Genomic DNA, 12,286 nt, shown 5'->3' with positions numbered 1-12,286 from the left:
AAATTCTGCACTATAATGGTTATTCACTAAAATCATTCCCTTCACGTTTAGTATAACACGAGTTCCTCGTGTCTACCAAAGTGGGTAAGGGTCAGATATTGAACTAGAAATTACTTTAGCATTTAATAAACAAAGAATTCAATTTCTTGATTTACTTGAAGAGCTTTACGATAATAATATTTTAAATGAAAATAATTATGATTTAAATTTTAATATAATTCCCTATGAAGAACTTTTCCACCCTGATGTAGAAAAATTTGTATTGAATGAAAAAAATATTGAAATGATTAATGAGTATAATGAGATTTATACAGAGCTTTTAAAGAATACGACATTATTCAAAAGAGGTGTATTTAGTCACTATCATGCTGAGGGAATATCTCAAGACTTAAAGAATAAAGGCTTTTTTGATGCTAATCATGAAATCGCATTAGATGGTTTTGATAAAAGTATTAAAACATCAGATGATTTTAATATTTTAATTTCCAAAGAAAGGGATAAGATCTTCGAAGACCCAAAACTACAAACAAAATTTAATAAGATTAATAAAGAACTAGGCAAAAAATACCTTACAAACTTTAGAACTATTATTGAAAAGCATTAAGAAATCATACCTTACCTAAAGGATTTTGATAAACTTAAATATATTGCATGGTGTAGTATTTTAAAACTAGTTTCAGATGACTTTAAGGTTTTAATTGAAAATTATAAAAGTAGCAAAACTTTAGTGTCTGAAATAGTCGAAATGGCTAAGAGTGAAACAACTAAATGCAGTGCAGTGCTTGAAGTTTTTAAAAAAAGATTTACTGCTCCATTTGATATAGAAATTAATAATCAAGATGATGTGCTTTTAAATGATACTGTACCAAGTTTTAGCTTTAAATATATTGATACCACTACTAATGAGAATATAATTATTGAAAGAAAGAACTTAGAAAAGGTATTAAGTCAAGGGGAAAGGAGAGCTTTGTATATTTTAAATATAATTTATGATATCGAAGCTCTGAAAATAGAAAGAAAAAATGTATTAATAGTGGCTGATGATGTTTCTGATTCTTTTGATTATAAAAATAAGTATGCAATTATTGAGTATTTGCAGGAAATGTGTAGGGAAAGCAACTTTAAATTAATAATTTTAACACATAACTTTGATTTTTATAGAACAATGGTAAGTGGGTTAGGAAGTTCCTTAAAACCTTGGATGACAATTAAAAATGAAACAGGAATAGAAATTAAATTACCTAAATACGTTTACAAAAATCCATTTACAGAAATTAAAAAATCAGTAATATCAGGAAGCGAGAAATCATTGCTAACAGCTATTCCTTTTATCAGGAATATTATCGAATATACAGATAGTACGACAAATGAGGACTACAAAAAACTAACTTCTTTGTTACATAGAAAAGATGATACAGAGAGTATTACAATTAGTGAACTAATTAACATATATCAAAATAATATCAAGACATCACAACAAATAATAATTCCCAATATTCACAATAGGGTTTATGAAGTACTATACATACAAGCTAATGATATAATTAATTCAAATATTGAAGAGCTTGATATTGAAAATAAAATTATTTTATCAATTGCAATTCGCATTATGGCAGAGGATTTAATAATAGAAGCAGTTAAAGATAAGGATGGCTCTATGGAGAGTATTAATAAAGTTAGAGATAAAAATTACTGTCAAACTGGAAAATTAATAGAGTTGTATAAACAAAAATTTCCCAGTGAATATTCAATTATTAAATTGCTAGAGGAAGTAAATTTAATGACTTCTGAAAATATACGTATAAACTCATTTATGTTTGAACCTATAATTGACATGTCGATAAATCATTTAGTTGTATTATATAATGAATTCATAGGTTTAAAATAGATTAATGATATTTATTGAAGGTGATTTTATCAAAAAACTTAAAAGAATATGCAAATAAGTTTAAATTTAGCATTGAATTTTATTTCTAATGATTACTTTGAGATATAGAATAAAGTTTGTAACTTTATGTATGGAATTAGGAGGAAGCATGTATAATTTTGAAAACCTAAATGATTATGAGTTTGAAATTTTATGTAAAGATATAATGGAAAAAAAGCTAAATGCAGAATTAAGAGTATATAAGCAAGGAAAAGATGGTGGGATTGACATCAATGCATTCACAGGTAATGAAATAATTATACAGGTAAAACATTATGTAAAAAGCTCATATAATAGTTTAAAAACATCATTAATTAGTGAGTTAAAAAAGGTAAAAAAACTCAATCCTAATCAATATTATATATGTACATCTCAAAAATTAAGTGTTCAAAATGTAAATGAAATATACGAGCTATTTAAAAATTTCATGAATAGCAGTAAAAATATTATTGATGGAACTCAAATAAATGAGTTTTTAAAAGAAGAAAATAATATTGATATTGTTAAAAGAAATTATAAATTGTGGCTTACGTCAACAAATGTACTAGAAATAATATATAATAAAAATATATTTATTGATAGCGATGAACTTGTATATGATATTGAAAAGGATAGCAAGTTTTATGTAGAAACTGAGTCATATACCAATGCTAAAAAAATATTAAACAATAATAAAGTAATAATAATTCAAGGCGATCCAGGTGTTGGAAAAAGCACCTTATCTAAAATGTTAATATTAAATTATATTTCAGAAGGATATTCAGTTAGATATTCAACAGATAATGATATAAGTAATATAAAAAAAGCGTTATCTCATGATATAGAGAAAAAAGAAATTATATTGTTAGATGATTTTCTAGGTCAACATTATCTTAAGCTTAGAGATAATCAACCAAATGAAATAAAAAGTTTAATTTCATTTGTGAGAAGATATAATAAAAAGCTAATTTTAAATACACGAATTACAATTTTAAATGAAGCAAAAAGATTAAATTTGCATTTTAAAAATCTGCTAGATGATGGCTCTATAGAGCAGTATGTGATTGATTTAAATACTATGAAGAGAGAGGAAAAAGCAAAGATATTATACAATCATATATATTTTAATAACTTACCTAAAGAATATTTTGATGAAATAAAAGTTAACAAAAGATATTTAAAAGTAATAGCACATAAAAATTATAATCCTAGAATAATACAATATGTAACCAGGGAAAGAAGCTATAAGAATATAAGTTATAATGAATATTTTCAGTATATAATGAGCAAGTTAGAAAATCCACAGGATGTATGGGAGGATGAGTTTGTAAACCGTATAGAAAAGATAGATAGAGAATTTATGAATACATTATATTCATTAACAAACAACTATATTGAAAATAATATATTAGAGGAGTGTTTCAATAAAAGAATAGACGGGGTTAATAAAAGTGATTCAACTTTAAACTCTTACGAGATTGGAGTAAAAAGGTTAAGCGATGCTCTAATAAAAATAGTTTATGATAACGGAATAGCAAGAATAGGAGTATTAAATCCATCAATTAATGATTATATTAGTGCACAGTTGAATAAAAATAATAATGAGATTTTAAATATAATTAATAATGCTGTTTATATAGAACAAGTATTGAAATTCTCACATATAGGTTTTGTGGACAAGTGGATAAAAGAAAAACTTGTAAATGGAAGCATATTAAATTTAAAAACACAAGGTATACCTATAGAATATTACTTCTTAAAGTATATTATAGAATTTAAAATACTAAATAAGAATTTGGAAAATGATATAAAACAAAGCATAGTACGTTTAACTGATGAATTTTATAGAGGATATTCGGATTTAGTTATAAATATATTTGATGTGAGATTTATAGAGTTTTATAATCTTTACTCATTAATTATAGATATAGATAAAATGAATGCTATTATAGATAAAATGGAGCTTGAAGATGTAACAATATTTTTAGTATATATTAATGATATATTAAAAAAAAGTCAATATCATAGTGAAAAGTTAATAGATGATTTTAATTATATGGCTCAAGAGATACTAAATGAAAAAATTATTGATGAAGTAAAAAATAATTTTGATGATAATCTAGATGAATATGTAGGCGATATAGTTGATGGTGCTCCTGATAATTATGCAAATAAGTATTATGAAGGGAATAAAGCTCATATGGAATCATATGTAAAGATATCACTAACAGATTATTTTAACGATTTTTATGATGAAGTTATAGATAATGTTAATGAAATATACAAAGTACTGATTGATAAAATAGATGCGATTAATTTTATTGAAGAATTGTCGTATGAGGATAGTATAGAAAGTTATCTATTTAGAGAACCTGATTATGATGACGATGATTATACGAATAGAAATAGCCATGTAGAGGATGTAGTAGAATATATTTTTGAAAGAAGTTACTCATAGAAATGGTTTATTAATTAAGGAACTCAATTAGAATTATCTGTTTTGTAGATAAAATATAGACCTTTATAAAAAATATATAATACAAGTTAAAAAAGATTAACACACAATAATAAATAGAAATTTGGTAAGCATTGAAATTAGTATACTTATAAGTAAAATGCAAAATATAATAAAACACTAAGGTCAAGTGTTCTAATCTTCTCCGCCGCACCAAAGTTAAGACTTTGTGAGTTGTCACAAGGTCTTTTTTTATGCAAAATAGAATGATTATATTACAGTTTTTGGAGAGAACTGCCGCATAGAATAAGAAAGATATCAATAAAACTGAATATTAGCTTCGATTATTTGAATTTTACAGAGATATTTTTAAAATATATAATTTTAATTAAACAAGTAATTATTAAAAAACATTGAAACTTAAGGAGTGATTTATTATGATAGCCTCTCAATATAAAATTATATTACCAAGTGATTATGATATGGAGATAATAAACTCTAGAGTTAAAAATAATGGTCATAAAACCGATGGTTTTTATGGTTTAAAGTTTAAGTTATATCTTACAATAAAAAAAGGAGAGAATAATAACTTACAAAATAGTTATTGTCCTTTATATATCTGGAAGGACATTGAAGGGTTAAATAAATTCTTTTTTAATGGATTTTATGATAATATAATAAGCTCCTTTGGATGGCAGCAAGTAAGCATAGGTATACCTCTATTTGATAATATTTCAAATAAAATTTATGATAATAAGTACCTTTTTGAAATAACAAGAGATATTGAGCCCCAAGAGAGCTTAAATAACTTCAAAGCAAAAATAAAGGAAAGTTTGCCGCTAATTGGGGACTCAGAGTATATAGTTATATACAATCCAGATAAGTGGAAGTATACTGTGTTTTATTTTATTGATGATTTAAACAAAGTAAAATCTGAAAAAGGTATAATTTATAATATACTTCATATCTCAAGTTAGAAATCTAAAAACAGATTACTTCATAACTACCTAATAAAACAGTCCTTAAATTTCTTAAAATATACTTTCTAATCTTCAAACATAAGATGCTCTATGGTTAGATTTATAAATTCTCTCATAGCTGGAGAAATCCATTTATCTTTGTGATAAACCATCTGTCCATAGAGCTTAAGATTCATATCATAATCATCCATCACCATAACTTTGTTATCTTCAATTAGGCTTCTTGCACTAACAAGGGGGAGCAGACTAATTCCAAGTCCACTTGCTACACATTGTTTTATAGTCTCCATACTTGAAAATACTAGGGTACTTTTAACTGCTATATTATTACGATCTAAATAACTCTCAAAAAACTTTCGTAAAGAACAATTCTTTTCTGTAAATATCATACATTCTTCCTTTGATTTACATCTTTCTTCATTTCCTATATTCAATGATTTATAGTTATGACTCTTTACAAATACCAAAGGTTCCTCTGTTAATATCTTTACTTCTAAATCATGTTCATTTACCTTAGGTTCAAGGGTAAATGCTATATCTAATTCCCCAGTAAATAGTCTTTTTTTAAGTTGCTCACAGTTATCGTTTATTAAAGTGATATTTACATTAGGAAACTTCTCCTTGAACTTGAATAAAATCGATCCTAACCTGTACACTGTGAAGGTTTCAGAGGAACCTAGCCTTAAATCCCCTTTAACATCTTGGCTACCCCCTGATATACTCTTTATTTTTGAATAGGTGTTTAGTAATTCTACAGTATAATCATATAATTGTTTTCCAGCACTGGTGACAGCTATGGTCTTTCCTAGGCGCTCAAATACTGGAGTGGCTAATTCATCTTCAATCATTTGTATGTGTGCTGTTATAGAAGATTGGGCATATCCTAGCCTTGAAGCAGCTTTAGTGAAACTATTTAATTCTACAATTGTCTTAAAGGTTTGAAGTTGTTTTATATCCATGAATATACCTCATCATTCTAAATTTTAATATCAGTATAACTGAACAATATCTTCAGTTATTTCAATTTTACAGAAGTACTTTTACAATTTATAATTTTAATTGAAGAAACAATTGTTGTAAATAATTTTATATGTAAGGAGTGACAATTTTTATGAAAAAAGTTTGCTTATTGCTGCCAAATGGCTTTGAAGCTGTTGAGGCAAGTGTTTTTACAGATGTTCTTGGATGGAATCAGATTACAGGGGATGGAACCACTGAGGTTATAACCGTTGGTACAAGGGATAAATTAAAATGTACCTGGAACTTTTTAGTTACCCCAGAGATGCATATCAGCGAATTAAGAGTTGAAGATTTTGATGCCCTTGCAATTCCTGGTGGATTTGAAGAAGCTAACTTCTATGAAGATGCATTTAGAGAAGATGTTTTAAATGTTGTAAGAGAATTTAATAATCAGGGTAAACCAATAGCAACAATTTGTGTTGCAGCCTTAATTCTTGGTAAAAGTGGTATTCTAGAAGGAAGAAAAGCAACAACCTATAATTTGTCTAATGGACATAGACAAAAACAACTTGCTGATTTTAAAGCTAATGTCATAGCTGATGAACCAATAGTTGTAGATAAAAACATTATAACATCCTTTAATCCATCTACTTCTTTTGATGTTGCTTTTAAACTTCTTGAGGTATTAACAAGTGAGGAAAACTGTAATAACATTAAAAGACTTATGGGATTTATAAAATAGCAATAGCGGATTAAATGTAAAATTAACATAGATTTATTAAATCCTAAATCAATAGTCATTTTATTAATAGGTAACTTAATCTTTAAATTAGTCATATATCATGCAGCTTTAAATTTCATTTGGGGTAATTTGAACTAGTATTATAGTTTAAATACCCTTTTTCAATTTTAAAGATAAACTATATAATTACATATGACATAAACTATTTAAGGAATTTTTCAAAAAAAGAACTTCCTTGAAAAAATTCCTTAGGATATCTTTCAAGGAAGAGACTTTTCTATAATTATGCTCTTGTATCCAAGTGTGTACCCAAATTAGGATCTACATCAGCATTTTTAAGCATTTCTGTTAATTGGGCAGAAGTTTCTTTGCCCGTATTCATAGCCATTTTCATTACTGCTAGACCAGCAGGCTCTTGTACTTTTGATTGGCTCATTACCATTGATAATGCACCTATATCCATTAGTATTCCTCCCATCACCATTATAGTTAATTTATTAGAAATCTTTTATTCCATTGTATTTATGAATAATTAGCTAGTACAACTAATTTCATATAATTTAAATAAACATATCCTTATTATACATCTTAAGATTTCCATGAACAACTCTTCTATCCCATTAAAGAACAAGCAGTGTATAAATTTTAGTAGACATTTTGTATATATTTATTTTTAGTTAATTAAGCTTGTCAATTTTACTCTGATACATAATTTTATATTTAGGTGGTTGTACTACAAAATAATATCAAAGCAATGAAAAAATATTTTAAAATAAATATGAAAATTTATTGACTGCAATATTATATTAGTGTACTATAAATATAGTACACTAATACTTTAGGAGGTGCAGTATGAGTTTAAAGTTTGATGAGAACCTTCCTATTTACATTCAGATAATGGATTATATAAAGAAAAAGGTTATTATTGGAGAGATTAAGGAGGGAGACAAATTGCCTTCAGTTAGAGATTTAGCTAGTGAGTTAAAGGTTAACCCTAATACAGTTTCAAGAGTTTATCAAGAGTTAGAAAGAGAGGGACTTACCTATACTCAAAGAGGGATGGGAACCTTTATTACTGAGGATAAAGATAGTTTATATAATTTAAAGAAAACTATGGCAAGGGACATAGTTAGTAAGTTTATTTATCAAATTAAGGAGCTTAACTTTGGTAAGGATGAGATATTAACCTTATTAAAAGAAGAGCTTGGTAGGGAAGGGGATTAATCATGGGTAGTGAAAATATAGTTAAAGTGGTGAATGTATCTAAAAAGTTTATATCTAAAAGAGCTTTAAATGGAATAAGCTTAACTTTGGATAAAGGAAAGGTTTTAGGAATTTTAGGACCTAATGGTAGTGGTAAAACTACTTTAATAAAAATTCTTGCAGGGCTAACTAAAGCAACTACCGGGGAAGTTAGCATAGCTGATGTGGGTATAGGAGTTGAGTCAAAGAGTATAGTATCCTACATGCCAGATAGAAATTACTTCTATAAGTGGATGAAGGTTAAAGATGCTATAGAGTTATTTAAAGACTTTTATAGGGATTTTGATGAAAGTAAGTGCTTAAACTTATTAAGCAAAATGAATATACCTATGGAAGAGAAAATTACTTCATTATCAAAAGGAATGCATGAAAAGTTAAATATAGCTTTGGTACTTTCAAGAAAAGCTAAACTATTTATTTTAGATGAGCCGCTAGGAGGGGTAGACCCAGTAGCAAGAGAAGAAATTTTAGATATAATCATAAGTAGCCTAGATGAAGAGAGTTCTATGATTATAACTACTCATTTAGTTAGAGATATGGAAAGGCTATTCGATGAAGTTATGTATCTTAGAGAGGGCGAGATATTCCTAAAAGGAAATGCGGAGGAATTAAGAGCAGCCCATGGAAGAACTATTGAAGATATTTATAGAGAAATTTTTGGGGTTTAGGAGGGGTTTAGATGTTTAAGTTATTAAAATATAATTTCAGAGAAAGTTCTAGGATGTTAACGCCAGGCCTTGCCATAATGTTCATATTAAATATATTTTCTTATGATATATTTGAAACTATACAAAACGAATGGCTTTCATTTTTATTAGTACTCATTAATTTAATAGTTTTAGGAATAGTTATTTTTCATCTTGGAACTTCTTTTATCAGGGAATTTAATGAAGATAGAAGGTTTTTAACCTTTACGTTACCTATCAACGGAAGGATGTTAATTTTAGCAAAATTATTCAATACAACAATTTGGTTAATTATACTTGGATTAGTGGAACTTTTAAGTGCAATAATATTAGCTTTTAGGATGGATTCTTTAAGTTTCAATAATTTCAAATTTGATTTTGACTTTGATTTGTTTGATATTAATGTTAAGCATGTAATATCTATATTAACTTTTGCCTTGGTTATTGTATTAGCTATGTACATTTATATAATGCTTAGTGGGTACTTTGTAGAAACTTTAGGCAGGATAATTTATAGAGGAAAAGCGAAGTTTATTCAAATTGTAATTTCAGCAACACTCTGGATAACTCAATTTGTTATATTTATAAATATTACAGAAAAGGTTTCCTCTGCTATACCAATTTACTATAATGTTTTAGAGGGTAAATTCAGTTCTTTAGAGCAAAGTGCATATATGGCAACCCAAGGAGCATTTGTTTTTGATAATTTAAATATTACCATATTAATAATGACAGCTATAGTTTCAGTTGCATATTTCTTTGGAATGGCATATTTAATTGACAAAAAAGTAGACTTGTAGAATAGAAAAGGGATAATGCAAAACAAACTTAATTATAAAGGCAACTAGAGAAGCTACAGAGCCTGCAGTTATTGCTAAAATTCCATAAGGCACCTTCATTATTTGCCGATAGATGCCTACAGCACTATCAACCAGTATAAACACAATACCAGCATGTTTTGAGAACTTATATTAGAAGAAATTTAACAAGTAATATTATAAAATTAAAATCCCCAAGGCCTGGCCAAGGGGATTTTTTAAATTATAATTTTAAAGAGAACTAAATCAGTACTGCTATAAGTATTAAAGCAGAGAGGATTTGGAATGCAGAAATGCATAGTCCATATAGAGAAGTTTTTAAACCTTCTTTCATAAGATCAGAAAAGTTCACTCGCATTCCTATGCCTGCAAGAGCTATTATTTCAAAGTTATTACTTATTAATTTAAAAATTTTTGAACCTTCTGCAGGAATAATGCTGAAGCTAAATAAGAAACACATTATGAAAAAGCCAGTAACATACCATGGAATTTTAACCTTAACTTTTTTATTTTCATTTCCATCTTTAGCTTCTTTGCTATTAGAATTGTGTTTATAAGCTGAAAGACTTAAAACTACGAAGACTAAGAAAATAACTCTAACGATTTTAAATATAGTAGCAAGATCCTTAACTCCTTCATTTACAATAGCTCCACTAGCTACAACTTGTCCTACTGACTGGAGTACTCCTCCAATTAAAGCAGAAGTTTTAAGTGTATCAAAAGAATATAAAGCAAAACTAATAAGGGGCAAAAGTAACATTAAAATTGTACCTACTAAGTTAACAATAGTAATGGCGATTCCCTTATCCCTATCGCTAGCACCAATAGCAGGGGCAGTAGATGCTATGGCAGATGAACCGCATACAGCATTTCCACTAGCCATTAAAAGCCCAAAATCTTGAGAAAAACCAAATTTCTTTCCAAGGTATATAGCTACAAATATAGTTATTGCCATTTGAATTATGATATAACTTAAACCCGAAATTCCTAAGCTTAAAATTGTTTTTATACTTAAAGTTCCACCAAGAAGAACGATGGAGTAAGAAAGAAGCGTACTTTCGCAAAACTTTGTACCTTTTCCATAAATCTTGCTTTTTCCAATGGTATTTCCGACAAGTATACCCATAAGAATTGAAAGGGTTGCTCCACCTATCATAGGGATATAGCTTCCTATAAATTTACTTGTATAGGCAATTATAATACACATTATTAATCCAGGAAATATTTCAGTAAAATCATGTTTTAATTTTGATAAGGTCATATGTCTATTCCTCCTATAAAGTTTAACAGTGAGATTTTATTTGTTTAATTAAATCTTACATGTAATGTATCCATATAGAATTATAACAATTAAATTAATGTATTAAAAATATATTATATTAATTATTATAATTAGTATAACTAATGGTTATATAGTTTAATATTAAATTAAAGATATATAAAATTAAAGATATATAAAATATAAGGGAATTAAGTTAAAGGTTTTTAAGAAAGAAGGAAAAATATAATGATTGAAGAGTTAAGAACTTTCATAGCAGTAGTTGAATATAGGAATTTTACAAAGGCAGCTGAAGCTATAAATTTATCTCAACCTAGCGTAAGCTTACATATTAAGCATTTAGAGAATTATTTTGGAGTTAGGCTCATTGAAAGATCAATTAAACAAAAGAAAATTGAAATAACAAGTGGAGGTGAGTTGCTTTATAAAAAGGCCTTAGAAATAATTCATATGCTAGAAGAAACTAAAAATGAATTGTCAAATTATGAAGAAATGATTAGCGGAACTTTACGTATAGGGGCTAGCTTTACCATAGGAGAATATATACTTCCAGCTTTTCTAGGTAAATTTTCAAGAGAGTTTCCAAACCTTAGCTTAGAAGTTAAAATTGCAAACACAGCTTCTGTATGTGAAATGATAAAAAATAAGGAATTAGATATAGGACTTATTGAGGGAGTTGTACCATCATCAAGGTTTAAATATGACTATTTTTTAAAGGATGAGATGGTGCTTGCACTTTACAATAAGCATCCTCTCGTAGGTAAGCCATTATCCATAGAAAGTCTTCAAAACCAAACATGGATTAGCAGGGAATCAGGCTCAGGAACCCAGGAGTATTTAAATCTATTTCTTTCTGCAAACAATATTATTCCTAAGAATATTGTAGTTTTTGGGAGCAATTATGCAGTAAAGGAAGCAGTAAAAAATGAATTAGGTATTACAATCATCTCTTCTCATGTAACGAAAAGTGATGTTAAAACTGGGGAGATATCTAATATTATTTTAGGTGAAAAGTATGTTAGATATTTTTCTTATATTCTACCTATAGATACAACTCCGTCTAAAGCTATAAAGGTATTTATAAGTAGGATTAAGGAGTTAAGCATGAAAAATATGTAATAAAAGTTTAATAGAACTATGGAAATAGAAGAAATATTTAATTTATTCTCATATTTTTGTCAATTTAGTTATAAATTT

12 protein-coding genes are annotated in these 12,286 nt (G+C 27.5%); 9 read left to right on the top strand and 3 right to left on the bottom strand.

Annotation, left to right across the window (positions count from 1 at the left end; translation table 11 throughout):
* Positions 1–262: 262 nt before the first annotated feature.
* The 4 genes from J2Z44_RS18405 to J2Z44_RS18390 all read left to right on the top strand — a co-directional run bounded on the left by J2Z44_RS18405 (position 263) and on the right by J2Z44_RS18390 (position 5,338).
* Positions 263–604: a hypothetical protein gene (locus tag J2Z44_RS18405; protein WP_021282352.1), complete on the top strand. Its 342-nt coding sequence runs from the start codon at positions 263–265 to the stop codon at positions 602–604.
* 141 nt (positions 605–745) lie between these two features.
* Entirely contained in the window at positions 746–1,888 is a 1,143-nt protein-coding gene (locus J2Z44_RS18400) for an ATP-binding protein (protein WP_209649914.1), read from the top strand.
* 148 nt (positions 1,889–2,036) lie between these two features.
* Positions 2,037–4,364, top strand: coding sequence for an nSTAND3 domain-containing NTPase (locus tag J2Z44_RS18395; protein WP_209649913.1), 2,328 nt, complete (start codon positions 2,037–2,039; stop codon positions 4,362–4,364).
* A 434-nt stretch (positions 4,365–4,798) separates the two neighbouring features.
* The gene (locus J2Z44_RS18390; RefSeq protein ID WP_209649911.1) at positions 4,799–5,338 is read left to right on the top strand and encodes a DUF4865 family protein; all 540 of its coding nucleotides are present in this window, start codon (positions 4,799–4,801) and stop codon (positions 5,336–5,338) included.
* A gap of 68 nt (positions 5,339–5,406) precedes the next feature.
* Here the strand turns inward: J2Z44_RS18390 and J2Z44_RS18385 are convergent, their stop codons facing one another.
* On the bottom strand, positions 5,407–6,300 hold the full coding sequence (locus J2Z44_RS18385; protein WP_021282359.1) for a LysR family transcriptional regulator: 894 nt from the start codon (positions 6,298–6,300) through the stop codon (positions 5,407–5,409).
* A 152-nt stretch (positions 6,301–6,452) separates the two neighbouring features.
* Here J2Z44_RS18385 and J2Z44_RS18380 point away from each other — a divergent pair, with 152 nt between their 5' ends.
* Positions 6,453–7,043: a DJ-1/PfpI family protein gene (locus J2Z44_RS18380; protein WP_021282360.1), complete on the top strand. Its 591-nt coding sequence runs from the start codon at positions 6,453–6,455 to the stop codon at positions 7,041–7,043.
* A 283-nt stretch (positions 7,044–7,326) separates the two neighbouring features.
* On the opposite strand, the gene J2Z44_RS18375 is transcribed toward J2Z44_RS18380, so the two are convergent.
* A complete protein-coding gene (locus tag J2Z44_RS18375) occupies positions 7,327–7,506 on the bottom strand; it encodes a YjfB family protein (protein WP_021282361.1) in 180 nt (59 codons plus the stop codon).
* Between the two features lie 389 nt (positions 7,507–7,895).
* Here J2Z44_RS18375 and J2Z44_RS18370 point away from each other — a divergent pair, with 389 nt between their 5' ends.
* The 3 genes from J2Z44_RS18370 to J2Z44_RS18360 are packed head-to-tail and all read left to right on the top strand — an operon-like array spanning position 7,896 to position 9,792.
* The gene (locus J2Z44_RS18370; protein WP_021282362.1) at positions 7,896–8,267 is read left to right on the top strand and encodes a GntR family transcriptional regulator; all 372 of its coding nucleotides are present in this window, start codon (positions 7,896–7,898) and stop codon (positions 8,265–8,267) included.
* Positions 8,268–8,269: 2 nt separating this feature from the next.
* Positions 8,270–8,974 carry an ABC transporter ATP-binding protein gene (locus tag J2Z44_RS18365; protein WP_021282363.1) on the top strand — a complete coding sequence of 235 codons (705 nt, stop codon included), beginning with the start codon at positions 8,270–8,272 and terminating at the stop codon, positions 8,972–8,974.
* A gap of 11 nt (positions 8,975–8,985) precedes the next feature.
* A complete protein-coding gene (locus J2Z44_RS18360) occupies positions 8,986–9,792 on the top strand; it encodes a hypothetical protein (protein WP_021282364.1) in 807 nt (268 codons plus the stop codon).
* A 259-nt stretch (positions 9,793–10,051) separates the two neighbouring features.
* Here the strand turns inward: J2Z44_RS18360 and J2Z44_RS18355 are convergent, their stop codons facing one another.
* Positions 10,052–11,071, bottom strand: a complete 1,020-nt coding sequence (locus J2Z44_RS18355) for a YeiH family protein (RefSeq protein ID WP_021282365.1) — start codon at positions 11,069–11,071, stop codon at positions 10,052–10,054.
* 246 nt (positions 11,072–11,317) lie between these two features.
* Here J2Z44_RS18355 and J2Z44_RS18350 point away from each other — a divergent pair, with 246 nt between their 5' ends.
* Entirely contained in the window at positions 11,318–12,208 is an 891-nt protein-coding gene (locus J2Z44_RS18350) for a LysR substrate-binding domain-containing protein (RefSeq protein WP_021282366.1), read from the top strand.
* Positions 12,209–12,286: the final 78 nt, after the last annotated feature.

The organism is Clostridium punense (assembly GCF_017874425.1).
GTDB lineage: Bacteria > Bacillota > Clostridia > Clostridiales > Clostridiaceae > Clostridium_J > Clostridium_J punense.
Note: the sequence above shows the minus strand (reverse complement) of the source record. Positions and strands in the feature narration are given on the sequence as shown.

What these genes read in the sequence shown, in the direction of transcription:
- J2Z44_RS18355 (WP_021282365.1), bottom strand. Translation starts at nt 11,071, where the DNA reads ATGACCTTATCAAAATTAAAACATGATTTTACTGAAATATTTCCTGGA.
- J2Z44_RS18400 (WP_209649914.1), top strand. Translation starts at nt 746, where the DNA reads ATGGCTAAGAGTGAAACAACTAAATGCAGTGCAGTGCTTGAAGTTTTT.
- J2Z44_RS18365 (WP_021282363.1), top strand. Translation starts at nt 8,270, where the DNA reads ATGGGTAGTGAAAATATAGTTAAAGTGGTGAATGTATCTAAAAAGTTT.
- J2Z44_RS18385 (WP_021282359.1), bottom strand. Translation starts at nt 6,300, where the DNA reads ATGGATATAAAACAACTTCAAACCTTTAAGACAATTGTAGAATTAAAT.
- J2Z44_RS18380 (WP_021282360.1), top strand. Translation starts at nt 6,453, where the DNA reads ATGAAAAAAGTTTGCTTATTGCTGCCAAATGGCTTTGAAGCTGTTGAG.
- J2Z44_RS18370 (WP_021282362.1), top strand. Translation starts at nt 7,896, where the DNA reads ATGAGTTTAAAGTTTGATGAGAACCTTCCTATTTACATTCAGATAATG.
- J2Z44_RS18360 (WP_021282364.1), top strand. Translation starts at nt 8,986, where the DNA reads ATGTTTAAGTTATTAAAATATAATTTCAGAGAAAGTTCTAGGATGTTA.
- J2Z44_RS18375 (WP_021282361.1), bottom strand. Translation starts at nt 7,506, where the DNA reads ATGGATATAGGTGCATTATCAATGGTAATGAGCCAATCAAAAGTACAA.
- J2Z44_RS18395 (WP_209649913.1), top strand. Translation starts at nt 2,037, where the DNA reads ATGTATAATTTTGAAAACCTAAATGATTATGAGTTTGAAATTTTATGT.
- J2Z44_RS18390 (WP_209649911.1), top strand. Translation starts at nt 4,799, where the DNA reads ATGATAGCCTCTCAATATAAAATTATATTACCAAGTGATTATGATATG.
- J2Z44_RS18350 (WP_021282366.1), top strand. Translation starts at nt 11,318, where the DNA reads ATGATTGAAGAGTTAAGAACTTTCATAGCAGTAGTTGAATATAGGAAT.